General features: G+C 66.2%; 15 protein-coding genes. 8 read left to right on the top strand and 7 right to left on the bottom strand.

Annotated elements, in window-relative coordinates:
• Nucleotides 1-1,896: an ABC-F family ATP-binding cassette domain-containing protein gene (locus tag HGO92_RS00825; RefSeq protein ID WP_169991023.1), complete on the top strand. Its 1,896-nt coding sequence runs from the start codon at nucleotides 1-3 to the stop codon at nucleotides 1,894-1,896.
• A 14-nt stretch (nucleotides 1,897-1,910) separates the two neighbouring features.
• Here HGO92_RS00825 and HGO92_RS00820 read toward each other — a convergent pair whose 3' ends face one another.
• Nucleotides 1,911-3,581: a response regulator transcription factor gene (locus HGO92_RS00820; protein ID WP_169991021.1), complete on the bottom strand. Its 1,671-nt coding sequence runs from the start codon at nucleotides 3,579-3,581 to the stop codon at nucleotides 1,911-1,913.
• 141 nt (nucleotides 3,582-3,722) lie between these two features.
• Here HGO92_RS00820 and HGO92_RS00815 point away from each other — a divergent pair, with 141 nt between their 5' ends.
• On the top strand, nucleotides 3,723-4,547 hold the full coding sequence (locus tag HGO92_RS00815) for a methyltransferase domain-containing protein (protein ID WP_169991019.1): 825 nt from the start codon (nucleotides 3,723-3,725) through the stop codon (nucleotides 4,545-4,547).
• A gap of 17 nt (nucleotides 4,548-4,564) precedes the next feature.
• On the opposite strand, the gene HGO92_RS00810 is transcribed toward HGO92_RS00815, so the two are convergent.
• Nucleotides 4,565-5,059: a MarR family transcriptional regulator gene (locus HGO92_RS00810; protein ID WP_169991018.1), complete on the bottom strand. Its 495-nt coding sequence runs from the start codon at nucleotides 5,057-5,059 to the stop codon at nucleotides 4,565-4,567.
• A gap of 102 nt (nucleotides 5,060-5,161) precedes the next feature.
• On the opposite strand from HGO92_RS00810, the gene HGO92_RS00805 reads away from it, so the two are divergent.
• Both HGO92_RS00805 and HGO92_RS00800 read left to right on the top strand, forming a co-directional pair.
• Nucleotides 5,162-5,740, top strand: coding sequence for an NADPH-dependent FMN reductase (locus HGO92_RS00805; protein ID WP_169991017.1), 579 nt, complete (start codon nucleotides 5,162-5,164; stop codon nucleotides 5,738-5,740).
• A 494-nt stretch (nucleotides 5,741-6,234) separates the two neighbouring features.
• The gene (locus tag HGO92_RS00800; protein ID WP_169991016.1) at nucleotides 6,235-6,417 is read left to right on the top strand and encodes a helix-hairpin-helix domain-containing protein; all 183 of its coding nucleotides are present in this window, start codon (nucleotides 6,235-6,237) and stop codon (nucleotides 6,415-6,417) included.
• On the opposite strand, the gene HGO92_RS00795 is transcribed toward HGO92_RS00800, so the two are convergent.
• Nucleotides 6,414-7,076 (bottom strand): TetR/AcrR family transcriptional regulator, encoded by a 663-nt coding sequence (locus tag HGO92_RS00795; protein WP_169991015.1) that lies wholly within the window; start codon nucleotides 7,074-7,076, stop codon nucleotides 6,414-6,416. The two genes, HGO92_RS00800 and HGO92_RS00795, sit on opposite strands and share 4 nt — an antisense overlap.
• Before the next feature lie 73 nt (nucleotides 7,077-7,149).
• On the opposite strand from HGO92_RS00795, the gene zapE reads away from it, so the two are divergent.
• On the top strand, nucleotides 7,150-7,632 hold the full coding sequence (gene zapE, locus HGO92_RS00790; protein WP_169991014.1) for an AFG1/ZapE family ATPase: 483 nt from the start codon (nucleotides 7,150-7,152) through the stop codon (nucleotides 7,630-7,632).
• A 140-nt stretch (nucleotides 7,633-7,772) separates the two neighbouring features.
• Here the strand turns inward: zapE and HGO92_RS00785 are convergent, their stop codons facing one another.
• The 4 genes from HGO92_RS00785 to HGO92_RS00770 form a co-directional block, all read right to left on the bottom strand.
• Nucleotides 7,773-8,732, bottom strand: coding sequence for a DMT family transporter (locus HGO92_RS00785; protein WP_346768800.1), 960 nt, complete (start codon nucleotides 8,730-8,732; stop codon nucleotides 7,773-7,775).
• 74 nt (nucleotides 8,733-8,806) lie between these two features.
• A complete protein-coding gene (locus tag HGO92_RS23400; protein ID WP_205834079.1) occupies nucleotides 8,807-9,379 on the bottom strand; it encodes an avidin-fold protein in 573 nt (190 codons plus the stop codon).
• 102 nt (nucleotides 9,380-9,481) lie between these two features.
• Nucleotides 9,482-10,297 (bottom strand): ABC transporter permease, encoded by an 816-nt coding sequence (locus HGO92_RS00775; protein ID WP_169991013.1) that lies wholly within the window; start codon nucleotides 10,295-10,297, stop codon nucleotides 9,482-9,484.
• A complete protein-coding gene (locus HGO92_RS00770) occupies nucleotides 10,297-11,265 on the bottom strand; it encodes an ATP-binding cassette domain-containing protein (protein ID WP_169991012.1) in 969 nt (322 codons plus the stop codon). Before HGO92_RS00770 ends, HGO92_RS00775 begins: the two co-directional genes overlap by 1 nt.
• A 213-nt stretch (nucleotides 11,266-11,478) precedes the next feature.
• Here HGO92_RS00770 and HGO92_RS00765 point away from each other — a divergent pair, with 213 nt between their 5' ends.
• The 3 genes from HGO92_RS00765 to HGO92_RS00755 all read left to right on the top strand — a co-directional run bounded on the left by HGO92_RS00765 (nucleotide 11,479) and on the right by HGO92_RS00755 (nucleotide 19,323).
• Nucleotides 11,479-12,996, top strand: coding sequence for a SulP family inorganic anion transporter (locus tag HGO92_RS00765; protein WP_205834078.1), 1,518 nt, complete (start codon nucleotides 11,479-11,481; stop codon nucleotides 12,994-12,996).
• 835 nt (nucleotides 12,997-13,831) lie between these two features.
• The gene (locus HGO92_RS00760; protein WP_169991011.1) at nucleotides 13,832-16,537 is read left to right on the top strand and encodes an AAA family ATPase; all 2,706 of its coding nucleotides are present in this window, start codon (nucleotides 13,832-13,834) and stop codon (nucleotides 16,535-16,537) included.
• Nucleotides 16,537-19,323 (top strand): helix-turn-helix transcriptional regulator, encoded by a 2,787-nt coding sequence (locus HGO92_RS00755; protein WP_169991010.1) that lies wholly within the window; start codon nucleotides 16,537-16,539, stop codon nucleotides 19,321-19,323. The genes HGO92_RS00760 and HGO92_RS00755 overlap by 1 nt, the downstream gene beginning before the upstream one ends.
• Nucleotides 19,324-19,597: the final 274 nt, after the last annotated feature.

Raw genomic sequence — 19,597 nt, 5'->3', positions numbered from 1 at the left:
TTGGCCCACCTGCTTGGCGCGGAAAACATCAGCGTCTCCTTTGCCACCCGCACCGTCCTGGACTCGGTTTCCATCGGCTTGAACCAGGGCGACCGGATCGGCATGGTCGGCCGCAACGGCGACGGCAAGTCCACGCTGATGCGGCTGCTCGCGCAGCGCACGACGCCGGACGAAGGCCGCGTGACCAAGCGCGGCGACGTTAATATCGGCTACCTCGACCAGCAGGACGTGCTCAACGGCGACCTGCCCGTAGGCGAGGCCATCGTCGGCGACCAGGCGGACCACGAGTGGGCCTCGAACCCGCGGATCCGCGAAATCATGGGCGGACTCGTGGGAGACGTGGACTGGCACGCCAAGGTCTCCCTGCTCTCCGGCGGGCAGCGTCGGCGCGTGGCCCTGGCCAAGCTGCTGATCGAAGACCACGACGTCATCATGCTTGACGAGCCCACCAACCATCTGGACGTGGAGGGTGTGGCCTGGCTGGCCCGGCACCTGAAGGAACGCTGGCGCCCCACCGAAGGCGCGTTCCTGGTGGTCACCCACGACCGCTGGTTCCTGGATGAAGTGTGCACCCGCACGTGGGAGATCCATGACGGCATCGTCGACCCGTTCGACGGCGGGTACGCGGCCTACGTCCTGGCCCGCGCCGAACGCGACCGCATGAACGCCGTCGTCGAAAGCAAGCGCCAGCAGTTGGTCAAGAAGGAACTGGCCTGGCTCCGCCGCGGTGCGCCCGCCCGCACGGCCAAGCCCAAGTTCCGCATCGAGGCGGCCAACGAGCTGATCTCCGATGTCCCGGAACCGCGCGATACCGTGGCGCTGAACAAGGTTGCCACCGCCCGGCTGGGCAAAGACGTGCTGGATCTGGAACACGTCTCCTACACACCCCCGCCCCGCGAAGGGATCGAGGCAAAGAACGACGGCGGCCGGCCGCTTTTCGACAACATCACCCTTCGGCTGGCGCCGGGCGAGCGGCTGGGCCTCGTAGGGGTCAACGGCGCGGGCAAGACCACGCTGCTGCGGCTGCTCAACGGCGAGATCGAACCGGATTCGGGCAAGGTCAAGCGCGGCAAGACCGTGAAAACCGCCATCCTCACGCAGGAAGTGCGCGAGCTGGACGACGTCTCGGACCTGCGGGTCATCGAGGTCATCCAGCGTGAACGCCAGGTCTTCAACGTGGGCGGCAAGGAAGTCTCCGCCGGTCAGCTGGTGGAGCAGCTGGGGTTCAACAAGGAGAAGCAGTGGACGCCCGTGCGGGATCTTTCCGGTGGTGAACGCCGCCGGCTGCAGCTGCTGCGCCTGCTGGTGGGGGAGCCGAACGTGCTGATGCTCGATGAGCCCACCAATGACCTGGACACGGACACGCTGGCGGCGGTGGAAGATGTGCTGGACGGCTGGCCGGGGACCCTGGTGGTTGTCTCGCACGACCGTTACCTGCTCGAACGCGTCACCGACCACCAGATGGCTCTGCTGGGCGACGGCCGGATCCGCGGCTTGCCCGGCGGCGTGGACCAGTATCTTGAGCTGCGCGAAGCGGCACTCGCAGCCGGCGACGGGAAGGTGGGGCCGTCGTCGTCCGCTGGCTCCGCACCGACAGCGGGTTCCGCCGGCGAAAACGGTGCTGCCCAGCACCGTTCCGGCGGTCCTGCACCGTCCCCGGCGCACAGCGAGGCGGAAAAGCGGCAGGCCAAGAAGGACCTCAACCGGATTGAGCGCCAGCTGACCAAGCTGACCCAGCAGGCGGACAAGGTCAAGGAGCAGATGACGAACGCCGGCTCGAAGGCTGACGCGGACTTTGAGCAGCTCGCCGAGCTGAACAAGAAGCTGCAGGAGATCAGCACGGAGCAGGAAGAACTCGAGATGGAGTGGCTCGAGGCGTCCGAAGTCCTCGAGTAGCTTTCGCACAAAGCCTAGGCGGGCTGATTTGTGTGGCCGCGGCTTGCATAGGCCTGGACCTCAGCCCTGGTGGCGAGCCCCAGTTTGGCGAGAATACTCCCTATGTGGTGTTCCACCGTGCGCTTGCTGATAAATAGCCGCGCCGCGATCTGGCTATTGGACAAGCCGTCGGCGATGAGTTGCAGCACCTGGTTTTCCCTTGTGGTCAGCTGGCCGCCGGCCCGGGGGAGATGCGCGGAACGGTGCCCCAGAGAGCGGAGGATCTGGGCTGCCGCATCGGCGTCGTAACGAGCGCCGAGCTGCTGGAAGTCCCGCAAAGCAGTCAGCGCTTCCGCGGCGGCAAGCTCCGGCTGGTCTGCGGCCACGGCCCGGGCGAGGGCCAGGCGGCAGCGGGCCTGTTCGAGCGGCAGACCGGCAGTACCGAAAGCCACCAGCGCCGTCTCCAGATGTTTGCGGGCACCGCTGCTCGCCCCGGCGCCGCCAGTACTTTCGATGGCCAGGCGGCACAGCCCTACGGTGTACTCAGCCAGCGCGGCGTACTGCCCAAGGCCGGTCGCTGCGGCGATAACACCCAGTTCGCAGCCGAGGCCGGATGCTTCATCCGGACGCCGTGCAGCCAGATAGACCTCAGCGAGGAGTGCTATTTCCGGTGCCACCAGGACGGAGCCGGCGGCCGCCTGGAGACGCCGGCGCAGGACAGCCGCCGCGGACTCGGCGTCGCCGTTCATCAGCCGGAGCCGGGCCAGCGGTTGGACCGTGGCGGGATCCGACTCGTAGCCGCGCAGCAGGGTTGCCGCTTCTTCCGCTCTGCCCTGGCGTAGCCGCAGGTCAGCAAGGCGCACTACCGCACCGCCGCGCAAAGCCCGGAAGCCGCCGTCGTAATCTTCGATGGCGCGCACCAACCGGTCCTCGGCCTCGGCCCAGCGGCCCGCAGCGGTGAGGATGCCGCCGTAGTGCATCCCGCAGATCGCCGGCACCCAAGCAGCGTGCTGGTTGTGGCCGAAACCGGCAGCAACCTCCATCCATTGCTGGGCCCGCCTGACATCGAGGGTCAGCTCCGAGCAGAGCAGCATCTTGCAGTAGATTTCACCGGCGGCCTGGTAGTCGGGGACCTCGCCGCTGGTGGCAGCGGCCGCGGCTTCATCAATGAACCGCACGCCCGCGGCGATGCGCCCACCGAGTACCAGCGCCAGGCCCTCGTAACTGCGGGCGCAGAACTCCAAGTCCGGTTCACGCAAGCGCCGGCCAAGTTCGGTAGCGGCCGCGGCATGGGCGCGCATCTTGGCGGGGTCGAGGGTGCCAAGGCACTGGGCCAGATGCACCCAACCGGCCTCCACGCAATCGCCCGCGTCGCTGACGAGGGTGGTAGCCCGCGCCAGCCAGCCGTCCGCGGCAGCCGCATTTGCGTAGACCGCATCGTAAAGGAAGCTGAGCTCGCGGGCGGCGATCAACGCCGGAAGCCGGAATTCACCGCGCCGACGGAACAGAGTGAAGGCCTTTTCGTAGAGTCCGATGGCTGTCTCGAAGTCCCCGGCCCATTCAACGGCTCTGGCCAAGCCGTAGGCGGCCTCGGCAGTCGCGCCGTGCTCAAGCGCCAGACTGAAGAATGACTGCGCTTCCCTCCAGTCCCCGCCGTCGAGTGCGGCGCGGCCGTCCTCGAGAAGCTGCTCCAGGGTGGAAGCCATGACCTATTTTACGTCCGGCCGGCGGGGAGGAAAGGGCTGGAAGATAGGTGCACGCACCGATGCAGGCGCGCCCGGATCGGTCGATCCTTGTAGCAATAAGGCTGTGCGCAACAAGCCAGACCGCGCGAAAGGGTGAGGACCATGGCCAGTACAGAAAGCTTCCAGCTGGAAGAAGCAGCGGCAGAGGCTTACGAAGCAAAGTTCGTTCCCGCGATGTTCGCGGAGTGGGCGCAGCAGCTGGTGGCCGCGGTCGGAGTATCGCCTGGCCAGCGGATTCTTGACGTTGCCTGCGGTACCGGGATTGTGGCCCGCACGGCGGCGGAGATAGCCGGTGCGGGAGCGGTGACCGGCGTGGACATTAACCCCGCCATGCTGGCCGTGGCTGCCAGGGTCCGGCCGGAGATCAGCTGGGTACAGGGTGACGCGGCCGCGCTGCCCGTGCAGGACGGCACCTTCGACGTCGTGCTTTGCCAGATGGCGCTGATGTTCTTTCCGGATGCAGTGGCGGCGCTGCGGGAGATGTGCAGGGCGGCGGTCGACGGCGGAACAGTTGCGGTTGCGGTGCCTGGGCGCCTGGAGGACCAGCCGGGCTATGGACCTTTCGTGGAGCTGGTCTCGCGCCATGCGGGTTCCGGCGCCATGTCGGTTCTCGGTGCTTACTGGGCCTGCGGCGACCTTGAGGAACTCAAGCGGCTCTTTGCCCAGGCGGGTTTTCCGGAGGTCGAATCCCATACGCACATCGGCAAGGCCAAGTACTCCTCGGCCGCGGATTTCGTGGCGGTTGAAGTAGAGAGCACCCCGCTGATGGCGCGATTGACCGAGGATCAGCTTGCCAGCATCCATACGGAAGCGGCTGCCGTTCTGCAACCTTTCGCCGAAGCCGACGGTTCCCTCACAGTGCCGTTGCAAGGACACCTAGTGCTTGGGCACACGAGCACTGGGCATGGGGCCCGGCAGGCCGGATAGCCACGACGACGCGTGCGTTACGCCTTAGGCGCGCCGCGGTTCTCCCAGAGCCCGGCCGCCCGGATTGACGCTTGGATCTTCGTGGCCGCCGAGTGCAGGGCATCGCGCTCGTCCTCGGTCAGCGGGTCGAAAATGTTCTCGCGGACGAAGCTCACATGTCCCGGCGCCGCCCGCACAATGGCCTTGTGCCCGGCGGCCGTCATCGAAATGTTGAATCCGCGTGCGTCGGACTCGCACTCCGTGCGCGCCACCAGTCCCTTGGCCTCCATGCGCTTGAGCAGGTGGGAGAGCCGGCTGCGCTCCCAGTCCAGGGCCTGGGCGATATCACGCGCCCGCATGACGCCGTCCTCGGCTTCGGAGAGCGCGGCGAGCACGGAGTACTCCACGCCCGAGAGTTCCGAGTCGCGGATCAGCTGGCGGTCCATGGCTGATTCGAAACCCCAGATCAGTTCGCGCAGCGCGCGCCAAACTTCCTGCTCGCCCTTATCGAGCCACCGCGTGTCCGAGCTCACAATACTTCCCCTCCGCTTTTGTTGACATTTCAAGTGTCTCCCGTGCATGATTGACATGTCAACAAATCAATGACGTGTCAACAACCTGAAGGGGTTATCCACATGACCAAGATTGCAATCGTCACCGGCAGCACCCGTCCGGGCCGCAACAACAAGGGCGTAGCCGACTGGGTTCTGTCCCAGACCGCAGGCCGCACTGACGCCGAATTCGAGCTTGTCGACATCGCAGACTTCAACCTCCCGTTGCTGGACGAGGCCTACCCGGCCGCGTACCAGAACTACCAGAATGACCACACCAAGACCTGGTCCGCCAAGATCAACGAATTCGATGGCTTCATCTTCGTTACCGGCGAGTACAACCATACTCTGACCCCGGCCCTGGCCAACGCACTGTCCTACCTGAACGTCGAGTTCAACAACAAGGCAGCCGGCATCGTGTCCTACGGTTCCATGGGTGGCGCCCGCGCCGCCGAGCACCTGCGCAACGTGCTCTCCGAGCTGCAGATTGCCCACGTCCGTAACCAGGTCATGTTCTCCCTGTTCACCGACTTCGAGAACTTCTCCGAGTTTAAGCCGACCGAGCAGAACGCCGGAACCCTGGCCCCGATGATCGACCAGCTCGTGCCGTGGACCCGTGCCATGGAGTCCGTCCGCGCCGAAGCAGCTGTCGCCGCCAACTAAGGCGGACGGCCCTCCGCGCGCCGGCACACCAGCCAGCATCGCGGATCTCCAAGCTGCAAGCGCTCCGTTCCCCCACCTGCCCATGAGGGGGAACGGAGCGCTTGTTCTTTTAACCCTTGTATTAATCCACCACGCGGGTGCTGCCCGTGTCCTCGCGCCGGTCAATTGGATACGATCGTTGCGTCAGACCGGGTAACGTCATGGTCGGGGAGGGCCGTGCCGATTGCCGGCAGGGCTGAGGAAGAATTCGACGGGGAGGAATCACGGATGCGGCAAGGACAAGGACGGGGCGGTCCCGGGCCGGCACCCGCAGTCGGAGCAACCGAGGCGGATAACGCCATCAGGCCGGCGGCTCACCCGGCAGGAAAGGTGTCCCTGTGAGCGAGCGGCAGGAAGCACGACGCCGGCTGGTGCTGGCCGTGGGCGTGGTCCTGATCGTCTTCGGTATTGCGGCGTTGACCTGGGCCTTCGTGCTGCTCGGACGCTGAGCCACCATGGAGCTACCCCGTGGAATCGGCCAGCCGGCTACCCGTGCATTGAACAGCGAGGGCATTGAGAGTCTTGAGCAGGCGGCCGCCTATACGGAGGCCCAATTGCTGGCCCTGCATGGCGTGGGGCCCAAAGCCATCAGAGTGCTCCGCGAGGCGTTCGCGGAGCACAATCTTGACTTTGCCTAGTCCAGCGGTTCGGGGTCGCCCACGCCTAGCAGGTAGGACGCGATGGCCTCGTGGAAAACATCCACCCGGCGGCAGCCCGGAACCAGGGAGGAATTCCCATCGAGCAGGCTGCGGAACGCGAGGCCCTCGATCAGCGCTGTGAATCCGCTGGCAAGTTTGGCCGGTTCCGTTGATCCCAGCGCTTCGAAAAGCTCCAGCGCCCGCGACTGCGAGAACAGTGCGTCCGAAATACTTCCCCGGAACTCTTCTCGCTCGGAGAGCTCCAGGGCCAGCGCCACGCGCGCCTTGATGTGGTGCGGGCGGGTACTCAGCTGGATGTCGAGGTACTGGGCAATCCGGGTGGCCACGTGCTCAATGTCCATGCCCTCTTCGACGGTCCGCGGCGCCTCCAGATGCGCATTCTCGAAGTCCGCCACCGAACGCTCGCGCAGGTACTCCAAAGCGCCTGCCATCAGTTCGTCCTTGGTCCGGAAGTAGTAGCTGGTGGAGCCTGTCGGTAGGTTCAGGTGCGCATCCACGGCCCGGTGTGTCAGGGCCCGTAGGCCCTCGTGGGCGATGATTTCCGTGGTTGCTTCTGTCATCAGGGTCCGGCGCTGCGCCTTGTCGTCGTGCGCGGAGGTAGCCGGGCTTTGATGGAGTTGCGGTAATGCTGCTTCCACGGGGGAGGCTCCTGATCGTTCGAGGTACTCTACAGATGTAGAGTACCCTGTCTGAGGGGAAAAGAATGACGCATTGAGGGGCAAGTCGCAGACCAAGCAGGAAGTTCTGGCGCACTTTGAGCAACGTGCGGCAGCGGCTGGTTTCGACCTCGACGAGTACCAGCTCCAAGCCATCCGGCAACTGGCGGACGTTGCCGCCAGGACGGTTAATGCTTCCTGCACCGCGCACGCTCCCAACGTAGTCTCCGCACTGGCATCCGGCAACCAGAAGCGGCGGAATCTCTACCTTTGGGGCCCAGTTGGCCGAGGCAAGAGCTGGCTGGTCAACGAGTTCTTCACGGCGCTCCCGTTTGATGGTAAAAAGCGCTGGCATTTCCACGACTTCTTCCGCGGGCTGCACGCCCGCCGCCGCGAATTGCAGGATTCGTCGTCACGGCCGTCCGGTACCAGCGCCGTGGACCTGGCCATCGGCTTGTTGCTGCAGGACTGCACCCTGCTGGTCTTGGGCGAATTCCATGTGCACGATCCCGCCGACAGCCAGCTGCTGGCCGGTTGAAACACATGCAGGTGGCCGGCGTTGCCGGCGCGGTGGACTACCGCTCCCTGCCCTCAAATAACGACGGCAACCGCGAACGTCCGCGGTTCAGCGACGGCAGCGGCCGGCGCCATCGTGGATGCGGAACCGTTACCCCTCGCTCATTCCAGCGAATCCTGGCTCACGTCCTCACGGCGCCTGATCTTGGGCTCCGGGCTGCGGCGGCGCGAGAGCGCAACTCCGAACAGGCACACCGCGCCGCCGACCACCGCGATAAGCGTCGGCACTTCGCCCAGGAAAAGGAGCCCGAGCACAATGGCGGCAGGCGGCACCAGGTACGAGGAAACGATGAGCTGCCCGGCCGCCATCTTGGTCAGCGCGTACCCCCAGGTGCTGAACGCGACGGCCGTCGGCACCACACCGAGGTAGACGACGCCAAGAACGGACGCGGCCGAAGCATCCTGCAGGTCAACGATGAGTTCGCCGGTGAACGGCAGTGCGGTCACGGCGCCAATGGCACAGGCCAGCCAGGTCACCTGCGCCGCCGGCACTCTGCGCAGGGCTGGTTTCTGGAGCAGCACGCCTACCGAATACGTCAACGCCGCCACCAGGGCCCAGATGACGCCGGTTCCGCTGCCCGCTGCGCTGTCTGCACTCGTGCCGAAGCCGATCAGCAGAACGCCGATGAAAGCCACTCCGGCGCCGATCGCGAGCCATTTCGGGATGCCTTCGCGCAGGAAAACGCCCGCACCCAGGGCTATCAGGATCGGTGCGAAGTTCACGATCATGGCCGTGGTTCCGCCGTCGAGCGTCTGCTCCGCAGTATTGAGGGCAACGTTGTAGATGCCGAACCACATAACGCCGCAGCCGATGATCAGCAGCCATTCCCGCGGGTTCGGCTTCACCCATGGCCGGCCGATCAGTCCGATGGCCAGGACAGCCGCGCCGACGAGCAGCCGCAGCAGGGTCAGGGCGCCGGGCGTGAAGTCGCTTCCCACACCGCGGATCACAATGAACGCGCTGGCCCAGGCGAGCACGGTCACCGCTACGGCAACCAGGACGAGCGGGGTCAGCGTTTTCGCCAGCGGTTCAACCGGCAAGGAAGGCGTAGGGGAACTCACGCCGTCAGGTTATCCGACGCCTCGGGGCGGCACACCGGCCGGCAGCGAGGATGGCAGTTCCTTGCCGATAGTTGTCAGCTTCGTGCCGGGATTTCTTCCACCACGCTGGTGCCTCGTTCCGGGCGCGATTCCCACTGCCAGGTTTCGTGCAGCCGGATGCTCCCGTCGTCGAGTACCTCCAGCTTGCTTGCGCACACTCCGTTGGCGGTCTGCAGGTTGATGTTCAGGTGCGAGTAGCGGAAGTCCAGCCGGTCGCCGTCGCGTGTGCCCACAAGATAACCGCGGACGACGGCGCCGCCTGAGTATTCTGCCCAGATCATCCTGCCGTCCTGACGGTAGTGGAAGCGCGTGGTGCGGCCGACTTCACCCGATGCCGTGTTGGCTACGGCAGCGAAGACTTTCCCGTCAATGACCGCCTTCACGGCCGCGGGATCGGGGGCCTCGGCCTCGTTGTCCTCCGTGGTGCCTTCCTCGGCGTCGATGGCTTCCTCAGGCTCGGCCTCGGCGGTGGCTCCTGCATCCGCACTGGCTCCGGCGTCCGGTGCAGCGATGGCCGGCTGGTCCTCGGCCGGAGAGAATCCTGCGTCCGTTTCCACCTGTCCGTCGGGCAAATCGGAAAAACTCGTCGCTGAGACTGATTGAGACATGGATACAGAGTAGAGGTCATCACGAAAAGGTCACAATGACGGGGCGTGTCGGATCCGCCTTTGTGATGGAAAGTTTCACCTCACCTGGTCAATCGGCAGCGTTCAGAGAGTACTGCGCTTGATCACCCTCACTCCCACGGCCAAACCGACGACGGCGGTAATCACCGCCGCGACGACGCCCCACAGAGTGTCCGAGCCGAGGCCGCCGGCGAACAGCTCCCGCTCGGCGTTGACCATGTAGGTCAGCGGGTTGAATAGGCTGAGCACCTGCATCCAGCGCGGGCCCGCTTCGATGGGCAGCATGATGCCGGAGAGGATCATCAGCGGGAACAGCAGCGTCTGCTGCACGCCCCAGAACACCCACTCCTTCCCCTGGGTGACCAGCGCCAGTGCGTAGGAGAGCGCGCCGAGGCCGATGCCGAAGACCCCGATCACCACCAGTCCGAAAAGCACGTGTAGCGGATAGAAGACGAAACCGAACGGGATGGAGGCCAGCGCAATCACCAGACCCTGCAGGACCAGCGGCGCCCATTCCTTCAGCGCGCGGCCGATCAGTAGCGAGGAACGGGACAGCGGCGTGGCCAGGATCCGCTCGTAGGAGCCGGTCATCAGCTCGTACTGCAGGTTCGAGCCGGTCATGGAGGTCCCGAAGAGCGCGATCATGACGACGACGCCGGGGAGGAACCACTGCAGCGACGACTCGCCACCGAAGGCCTCCGCGCCTACGGCCGCCCCGAGCAGCGGACCGAAGAGGGCCAGGAACACCAGCGGCTGCACCAGCGAAAAGATCAGGGAGAACGGATCCCGGATGACCAGCAGCATTTCCCGCCAGAACACGTATTTGGTGTCCTGCAGGATCCGCCCGAGCCCGGGTTTCCTCACGGCGGTGCCGGCGGCGGTGGCTTGCTGGAGCTGCATCAGACTTTGCCTCCTTCCCGCAGGCTGCGGCCGGTCAGCTCGAGGAAAACATCGTCCAGCGTGGGCGGTTTCAGCTCCAGCCGCAGGGCCGGCGCGCCGGCGTCGTTCATGTCCTTGAGCAGTCCCGGTGCCAGCCGCGCGCCGTCGGGGAGCCGAAGACGGAAGCGGATGACGCCGTCGTACGCTGTTTCTTCCAGCTCGCCTGCGGCCGCGGCCCGGCCGAGCAGTCCACGCACCTTGGCCGCCGCGGCAGCAGACACCTCCACTGCCAGCAGGTCCCCGGCCAGGTCCGACTTGAGCCTGCCGGCCGTGTTGTCCGCGATGATCTCGCCGTGGTCGATCACGATGACCCGCTCGGACATTGTGTCCGCTTCCTCCAGGTAATGCGTGGTGAGCACGATGGTGGTCCCGTGCTCGAGGCGCATGCGCATGATGTGCTCCCACAGGTTGGCGCGGTTCTGCGGGTCCATGCCGGTGGACGGCTCGTCGAGGAACAGCAGGGTGGGGGAGTGCATCAGCCCCAACGCCACATCCATGCGCCGACGCTGGCCGCCGGAGAGCTTGATGACGGTGCGCTTCTTCAGGTCCTCCAGTTCCAGCGACTTGAGCAGCTGCTCCGCCCGTGTGCGCGCGTCGGTGGTATTCATCCCGTAGAAGCGGCCTTGCATGATGAGCTCGTCGATGACGCGGTAGCTGTGCCCGCCGCCGTTACCCTGGCCGATGTAGCCGATGCGCGAGCGGACACCCGCGGGGTCCGCGACGACATCAACCCCTGCCACCCGCGCGGCTCCGGACGTCGGCGCCAGCAGCGTGGTGAGCATGCGCAAGGTGGTCGATTTGCCCGCGCCGTTGGGCCCGAGGAACGCGACCAGTTCGCCGCGCTCGACGTCGATGTCCACGCCCTTGACGGCCTGGATCTTCTCTTTCTTCACGGTAAAGGTCTTGGTGAGCTTGCTCGTATGGATCATTAAGACCCCTGGTTGGTGGGATTCGCGATGTCAAAACGCTACGCCTGCGGCAGGAGCCAGTCCATGGGATCGCGGAGCTATGTGGACATCTTCTGTCCTTGTCGTGGCCCTGACAGCTTGAGCAGGGCGGTTAGGGTTGAACAGCGTGGACCTTGTCCTCACGCTCGCATCCATCCCTCTCCACGCCCACATCACCACGTATAAGGAACAGCCATGCCCGCCCCGGCCCCTGCCACGAAGCCAGCACTGACTCCCGATGAGCGGCAGTCCGTGCTGCGCACGCTGAAGTCCCCGCGGCTGCTCAAGACCGAGGTGCTCGCCGGCCTGGTGGTCGCGCTGGCGCTGATTCCCGAGGCCATCGCGTTCTCGGTGATCGTGGGCGTGGATCCGCGCATGGGCCTGTTCGCCTCCTTCATCATGGCGGTGACCATCTCGTTCGTCGGCGGCCGGCCGGCGATGATCTCGGCGGCGACGGGCGCGGTGGCCCTGGTCATCGCCCCGGTGATGGCCAGCCACGGCGTGGAATACCTGATCGCCACAGTGATCCTCGGCGGCATCTTCCAGGTGCTGCTGGGAGTGCTGGGGGTGGCCAGGCTGATGCGCTTTATCCCGCGTTCGGTCATGATCGGCTTCGTGAACGCGCTCGCGATCCTCGTGTTCGGTTCCCAGGTGCCGGAACTTCTGGGCGTGCCGTGGCTCGTCTACCCCATCACCGCCGTCGGCCTTCTGATCGTGTTCGGCCTGCCCAGGCTAACGACGGCGGTGCCCGCGCCTTTGGTCGCGATCGTCGCCTTAACGCTGGTGACCGTGCTGGCCGCCATCCAGGTGCCCACCGTGGGGGACAAGGGGCAGTTGCCGGACAGCCTGCCGAGCCTGTTCATCCCCGACGTGCCGCTCACGCTGGAGACCTTCCGGACCATCGCGCCGTACGCGCTGGCGATGGCCTTCGTCGGGCTGCTCGAATCCCTGCTGACCGCCAAGCTGGTGGACGACATCACCGACACGCGCTCCAGCAAGACGCGCGAGTCCTGGGGCCAGGGCGTGGCCAACATCGTCACCGGCTTCTTCGGCGGGATGGGCGGCTGCGCGGTGGTTGGCCAGACCATGATGAATGTGAAGGCCTCCGGCGCCCGCACCAGAATTTCCACCTTCCTGGCCGGCGTGCTGCTGTTGCTGCTGGTGGTCGTGCTCGGCGATGTGGTGGCGCTGATCCCGATGGCCGCGCTCGTGGCCGTGATGATCTACGTGTCCATCGCGACCTTCGACTGGCACTCCATCAAGCCATCAACGCTCAAGCACATGCCCAAGTCGGAGACGGGGGTAATGGTGAGCACCGTCGTCGTGACCGTGTGGACGCACAACCTGGCCATCGGCGTCGGCGCCGGCGTGCTGGTCGCCATGGTCCTTTTCGCCCGCCGGGTGGCGCACTTCGTCACCGTGGAGCGCACCGTGGTGGAGGTCAACGGGGAGGAGACGGCGACCTATCGTGTGGACGGTGAGCTGTTCTTCGCTTCGTCCAACGACCTCTACACGCAGTTCAACTACGCCACCGACCCGCAGCACATCATCATTGACATGCATGCCTCGCATCTGTGGGATGCCTCCACCATCGCCGCGCTGGATTCCATTGCAGAGAAATACCGCAGCCTCGGGAAGAACCTGGAGATCATCGGGTTGAATGAAGCGTCCGTGCTGATGCGCGAGCGCCTGGCAGGCAAACTCAACGGCTGACCCGCCGGCCTTCTGGAGTGTCCGAGGACCTCACGAAGTCGTGGGAGACGGTGACCGGACCGTTGCATTTCGGAACGGTCCGTTTATCCAATAGTTATTGGCCCTTGACGTCGGGCAGGAGTACTCTTTTCTTATCGGAAAGTTGCCTATGTACAACGTTCCGTAGGTACTTTTTGGGGTTTCACTGATGTGCGCCAACGGCTAATGCGCGCGTACATTCCAGACGTGGACGGGTCCGATGACTACCCGTCCCGAAAAGAGGAATCCGCTTGCTTCAGCGGGATCAGTTCCTCGCACCGTCCGGTGCCGCATCCTCGGTGCGGCACCGGACCTCTTTAAGCGAGGAACTTCCCAGGCATCGCGCAGGTACGGCTGAAGTTCATTAGTCTCCGGCGTCGATGTATGGGCTTTTGTTACGGAAATTGATAGCTTTAACCGGCAGGGCGACTCTTTTCAGCAACCCCGTGAACTTAATAACCGCATGCAGGAAATGCACCCTGAATTGCGCATTGTTCGCCGCTATTAGACCGCCTGGGTCTGCGCCAGCCACGCAGCCGGATCAGGATCCGTCCGCTGCCGAGCAGCAGGGCGTTATTACTGCGTTACAGGTTTTTCCAAAACACTGGTTACTTCTGCATCCCGTCAGTATGCTGATTCTCAATGCAGGAACGCCGACGTTGGGGAATGTGTGGCAGGTGTGAGGCGTGAACCAGTTAAAAGATCTGTGCACGGCCGTGTCTTGGGGGCGGCTGCAGTGCATCCGGGTGCCAGGGTTCCGCGGGCGTTGGACCAGACCGGCCAGGTTACGGATCCAGCAGGGCGCGCCGTAGGAACGGTGTCGCCCATCGGCCTGATGCGCGGCGGCCACTTGGGTTCACCTGTCGGACTCCCCGCGCCGGCCAATGTTTTTGTGGGCCGGGAGCGGGAGATCGAGGAAGTCCGCTCCGCGCTGCAGGACAACCTGCAGGTGGGCGCGATGGTCGTGGGGGAGCCCGGCGTGGGCAAGACCGCGCTGGCGCTGGAAGCGCTCAAGACGTTCGACGGCAATCACCATATTGTCCCGGTACGCGGCAGCGCCATCTCCGCCAACGTGCCCTACGCGGCCCTGGGCTATCTGCTCAGTGAACTGCCCGAACACGTGCTGGACCACCCGGTGCTGGCCATGCAGGGCTTGTCCCGGCTCCTGACCGAACAGGCCGGTGGCAGGATCCTGGTCCTGCTGGTTGAGAATGCCCATGATCTGGACCCGATGTCGGTCATGGCCGTGACCCAACTGGCGGTCTCCGGCCAAGCGAAGGTGCTGATCCTCGCGCGCGAACTGACCGGTGCGGCCGAGGAGTTCATCCGGCTCTGGGCCGACGGCCACGTCCGGCGGATCGATCTTGCGCCCTTCACGCTGGAGGAGAGCGGCGGGTACCTCTCGGCACTGCTCGGCGGGCGGGTAGCCCGCGCCGCCGTCGCAAACCTGCACAGCCACACCTCCGGCAGCCCGGGATTCCTGCGCATGCTCGCGTCTGAGCAGCGCCACGCCGGCACCCTCGTTGAGCAGGACGGCAGCTGGGACCTGGTGGCGCCGCTGGTCCGCTCCGGCGAGATTGCGGAGGTCATCCGTGCCCGGCTGAACCGCTACGGCCCCGAGCAGCGGCGCATCATCGAGCTGCTGGCCTTCGCGGTGGAACTTCCGCTCGCGGCGCTGCAGCGGCTGGCCGCACCGGAGGACCTGGACGTCCTGGAAGAGCACGGCGTGATGCGCGTGCTTGCCACTTCGCCGCCTATCGTCCGCTTGCAAAACCAGCTCAGCGCCGATACAGTGCGCGAATCCGTGCCGCCGGCACGCAGCCGGGAACTGCGGGAGGCCGTGGCTGCCACCATAGACTTCAACGCGATTCCGGGCGGCACGCTGATGGGCTTTGCCTCCTGGAGCATCGACTGCGGTGTCGAACTCCCGCCCGAGGCCGCGCTGCGGGCCGCCCAGCTGGCCAACCGGCTCTACGACCATGCCGGTGCTCTCCGCTTTGTCCGCAGCGTGCCGGACCACCGGAAACGGCCCGAAATGGTGCTTCAGGAAGCCAATGCTCTGCGCAGCCTGGGCGAACTCAACGCGGCGGCCGAGGCATTGGAATCGGTTCTCGAGGCGGCACGCGGAAACCTGCGGCTTTGGACGCTGCTGTGCGTCGAGCGGCACCGCGTGCTCCGCCGCCTTCCGGGCCGCGCCGCCGAAGCTCGCGCCGTGATCGAGCAGCTGAAAGCCGCCATCGGCCACAGCGGCGAGGACACCGCAGGCGGAACCACCAACAACGACGGCGGCCCGCCGCTCCGCTGGGAAGCAGTGCTGATCGAGGCCGAGTACGCCACCTTCGAGGGCCGGCACGCACAGCTGCCCCGCGAGCTCGAAAATATTTACGGCGACGAAACCTTGCCGCTGGGCATGCGACTCTACGCCGGATGCCTGCTGGCCGAAGGCTGGTCCCTCACCGGGCGGAGCGAGGACGCGCTTGCCGTCGTCGCTTGGCTGGAAACCGGTACCGCGAACCCTGATCTCTCGCCGACCCTGCGGGACACCGTGCTGGTACGGGTTTTCGAAATCTACTTCAACTGCGGACTCTGGCAGCGCGCCGCGGACCTGCTGTCGCCCCGGCGCGGCACAGGTATCGCCAGCTTGGCCCGTGGCGCTGGCGCTGGCGCCGGCACCGGCGGCGATCTGGCGGCCGGGCTGCTGCACGCGTCCTGCGGCCGGCCCGACGAGGCGCTGGACCATCTGCTGCCCGCGCTGGGCAAACTCAGGCGGCGCGATCCCGCCGGCGCAAAGCCCGCAGCGTTGGCAGCTGCCGCCTACTGCAGCGCCTTGCAGGGCGACACCGCCCGCGCCCGCTACTACCTCGGTGAGCTGGGTGCCGTCGGTGAACAACCGCCCTGGAACATCAGCGTAGTTGCGGCCTATTTCCGCCTTACCGCACAGGCCCAGCTCGGCGGCCGGGACGCTGCACTCACGGACCTGAAGCGGCTCGCACACGAGGCCGCAGGCCGGGGCTTGGTCGCCCACAGCGCGCTCTTCCTGACCGCGGCCGCGAGGCTGGGGGACCGCGAAGCCGCCGTCGTCATCCTGGATCGAGTTCCGGAGACTGCGGGACAGCTGGCGAGGACCGGCAGGCTTTTCGCCGCGGGAATGCTCAACAACGACGGCGCCGCTTGGCTTCAGGCCGCGCAGCTCGCCCGCGGGGATGGCAACGAATTGTTCGCTTACGAGGCTGCCTCCGCCGCCCAGTCCGCGGCACCGGACCCGCTGACGGCCCGGCAGGCGCGGGAACTGGCCAACACGAGTTTTCGCAGGCTGCGCCGGCACCACGATCTGCACCGCAGCTTCGAAACGTTGAGCAGCTTCGAACAGGAACTGACCGTTGCCGCCGCACGGGGGCACAGCAGCGTGGAGCTCGGCGAGCAGCTGAACCTCTCGCCGCGCACGGTGGACTGGCATTTGGGCAAGATCTACAGCAAGCTGCACGTCTCCAGCCGCACCGAGCTTGCCGAACTTCTCGCCTGATGGAGGGTTTCGGGAGCGTCGGTTTGGTCGGGCGGGAAGCGGACCTCAGCATCGTGCTGCACGCCATCCGGACCAACGGAGGTGCCCTGCTGGTAGCGGACCAGGGACTGGGCAAAAGCGCGCTGGCCCGCGCCGTCATCGCCGAGCTGGGCAGTGAGATGACCCCGCTGCGGGTCTACGCCAGCCCCAGCCTCTCACGCATTCCGTTCGGCGCGCTGGCCCCGTACCTTTCCGCCCTGCAGGTGGAGCGGAAGGACTCCGTGCTGCCGGCCATGCGGTCCGTGCTCGCGTACATCCACCGGCTGTCGCCGGGCAAGGCGCCCGTGCTGATGGTGATCGACGACGTCCACGAACTCGACGAGTCCAGTTCCCTGCTGGCGGCGCAGCTGGTGGCCTCGGGAGCGGTCAGGCTGCTGGCGATGAGCCGGTCCGTTCAGGCGCCGCCGCCGGAAATCCAATCGCTGGCCACGGACGGGCTGATCCTGCGGCACACCCTGCAGCCGCTGGACGGGGCGCAGGCCCACGAGCTCTGCCGCCAGGTGCTGCAGGGCGAAATCCTGCCCAGCATCAGCGAAGCCCTGGTCCAGTCCGCCGGCGGCAATCCGATGTTCCTGCTGGCGCTGCTGGCCCAGGTCCGCCGGGACGGCACGCTGGTGGAACGCAACGGTGTCTGGCTCCTGGGCGGGGAGCCGCTGCCGCCGGATCTGCGCCTGACGGATCTGATCAAAGGCCACTTCGGCCGCTGTACCGAGGCCGAACGCGAACTGTTGGAGACGGTTGCCCTGGCGGACCCGGTGCCGCTGCAGGTCCTGCTGCAGACCGGCGCGGGGGACCAGGTCGACGCGCTCGTCGAAGCCCGTTTGATTACCATTGGCGACGACGCCGAACAGCTGGTCCGCGTGGCCCATCCGATCTACGCACAGGTGCTGCGGGCCATGGTTCCCGCCGGCCGCAGCCTGCGGATCCGGCGCAGCCTGGCCGCCTACCTGGGCCAACTTGGTACGCGGCCGCTGCGGGTGGAGACCTTGCTGCGCTCCGTGGACTGGTCGCTCGAATGCGGCGTGCCGGTGCCGGACCAGCAGCTGCTGCAGGCCGCCCAGGTAGCCAATGGTCTGTTCCACTCACGCTTTGCCCTCCGCGCAGCCGGAGCGGTCAGGGATCCGGCGTACCGCCCCGCGGCGCAGGTGGCCATGGCTCGCGCCCATTTCCACTCAGGCGACTATGAGCGCGCCGGGGAAAGGCTGGCCGGTGTCCTGACCAGAACCGACGATCTGGGCACGGCCAAACGGGCGGCGGTACTGGCGGCCCAGCTGCATCTGCACCTGCACGGCGAACCGGCCGGACTGTATGTTCTCGCCGATCAGTGGGCTCGGGCGGTGGAGCGGATCCAAGGCGCGAATCCGAAGCTGCAGGCGAGCCGCGCCGTCGTTATTGCGGAGCAGGGCCACCGGCTGATGCGCGTGCACGCCAAGCTCTCCGAAGGCCGCCTGGCCGATGCCGAAGCCGAACTGCGTACGTTGCAGGAAGAGTCCGACGGCTTCCCCGAGACCGAGCTGGTCATCAAGACCCTGCTGGGGGACGTGTATGCCGCCACCGGCCGGCTCGTCAGCGGAGCTTCGCTGACCCGCGAGGCGTTGGCGCTGCTGCGGCGGAACGAAGACGAGCTGCTGGGGTACTACGAATACGTCCTGACCACGCACATCATGGCCTGCGTGCGGCTCGCCGAATGGGAGGAGGTGCGGGTTGAACTGGAGCGGTACGCCGGCACCGGACACCGGGGGCTGTTCTACTTCGGCGGCGCCGTCAGCTACGCGTATGCCATGCGGGAGATCCTGCGGGGACGGACGGCCAGCGGGCTGCAGATGCTTAACGCCGCCATCGAGGGACTGCGCCAGTCCGACCTCGAACACCTGCTGCCCATCGCCCTCGCCTCCGGGGCCTACGCCTCCGCCATGGCCGGCCTGACCGCGCTCGCCGGAGAATACCTGGCCGCATACGCCGATGTGCCGTATAAATCCGTGCCGCAGCTGCAGCTCCTGAGCCAGGGGTACGTGGCCGCCGCCGGCTACCTCATTCAAAACGGCGACGGCGGACTCGGGAAGCTGCGTACGCTCAGCGGCGACGCGAAGAAGCGCGGCCTGGCCAGCACCGAGCTGGACCTACGGCAGCTGAGCCTGCGCCTGGGCGACCTGACGGAGCTGGACGAACTGGTAAAAGTCGCTGGCCTGACCGAGGGAACGCCTGCCGCGCAACTGACCGCGTTCGCCCGGGCCCTGCGCGACGAAGACATGGACGCCGTGCTCAGGCTCAGCCGCGATCCCTCGGCCGGGCACGCCCTGCGGCTGACCCTGCAGAGCCTTCAGCAGCGGGATCTGCTGCCCGAACATACCGGTGGAGCCGCTGGGCGGCAGGAGTTCCTGCAGCAGGTCAAACGGCAGCTGCAGAAACTGTCCCTGGTGCCGGATACCGCCGGCGGGCTGCAGACAGGCACGGCAGGCGGACTGTTAGCCGACGGATTGCCAGCGGGCGGACTCGCGGCCCGCGGGTCGTCCGGGGCGGGACTGACCGCGTTCGGCCTGCCTGCTGCCGGGGCAGTTACGGTGCACGCCAGGCTGACCAGGCGCGAGCGGGAAATCGGACGACTGGTGGTGGACGGGTTGGCCAACTCGGACATCGCCCGGCGGCTGAGCCTGTCGGTCCGCACCGTGGAGGGCCACATCTACCGGATGTTCACCAAACTGCAGATCAGCAACCGCGAGGACCTGACCGCGGAGCACCTGGACTGACAAACCGAGTAGCCGTGCGGCCTTTCCGGCTGCCAGCGACCCCCGGCGCAACGGAGCCGGTACCTGCACGTACCTACCTGAGTAGTCCGCACGCCGTCGGCAAGCTTTCTCCAAGGTTCCTGAGTACAGTCCGGCCGCCTCGGCACGAAGAACCCGTATCGGCTACGCAAGACACTGCAGCAGCGCGACTTTAGGCTCGATAGCACGTAGCTTCAGCCGATTGGTCTCATCATGTTCAGCCCTACATCGGCGTGGTCTGACCTACCGCTCGCAC

Origin of the sequence: Crystallibacter degradans, assembly GCF_012952295.1 — a bacterium.
Classification (GTDB): domain Bacteria; phylum Actinomycetota; class Actinomycetes; order Actinomycetales; family Micrococcaceae; genus Crystallibacter; species Crystallibacter degradans.
This window is presented reverse-complemented; position numbering and strand designations above follow the sequence as displayed.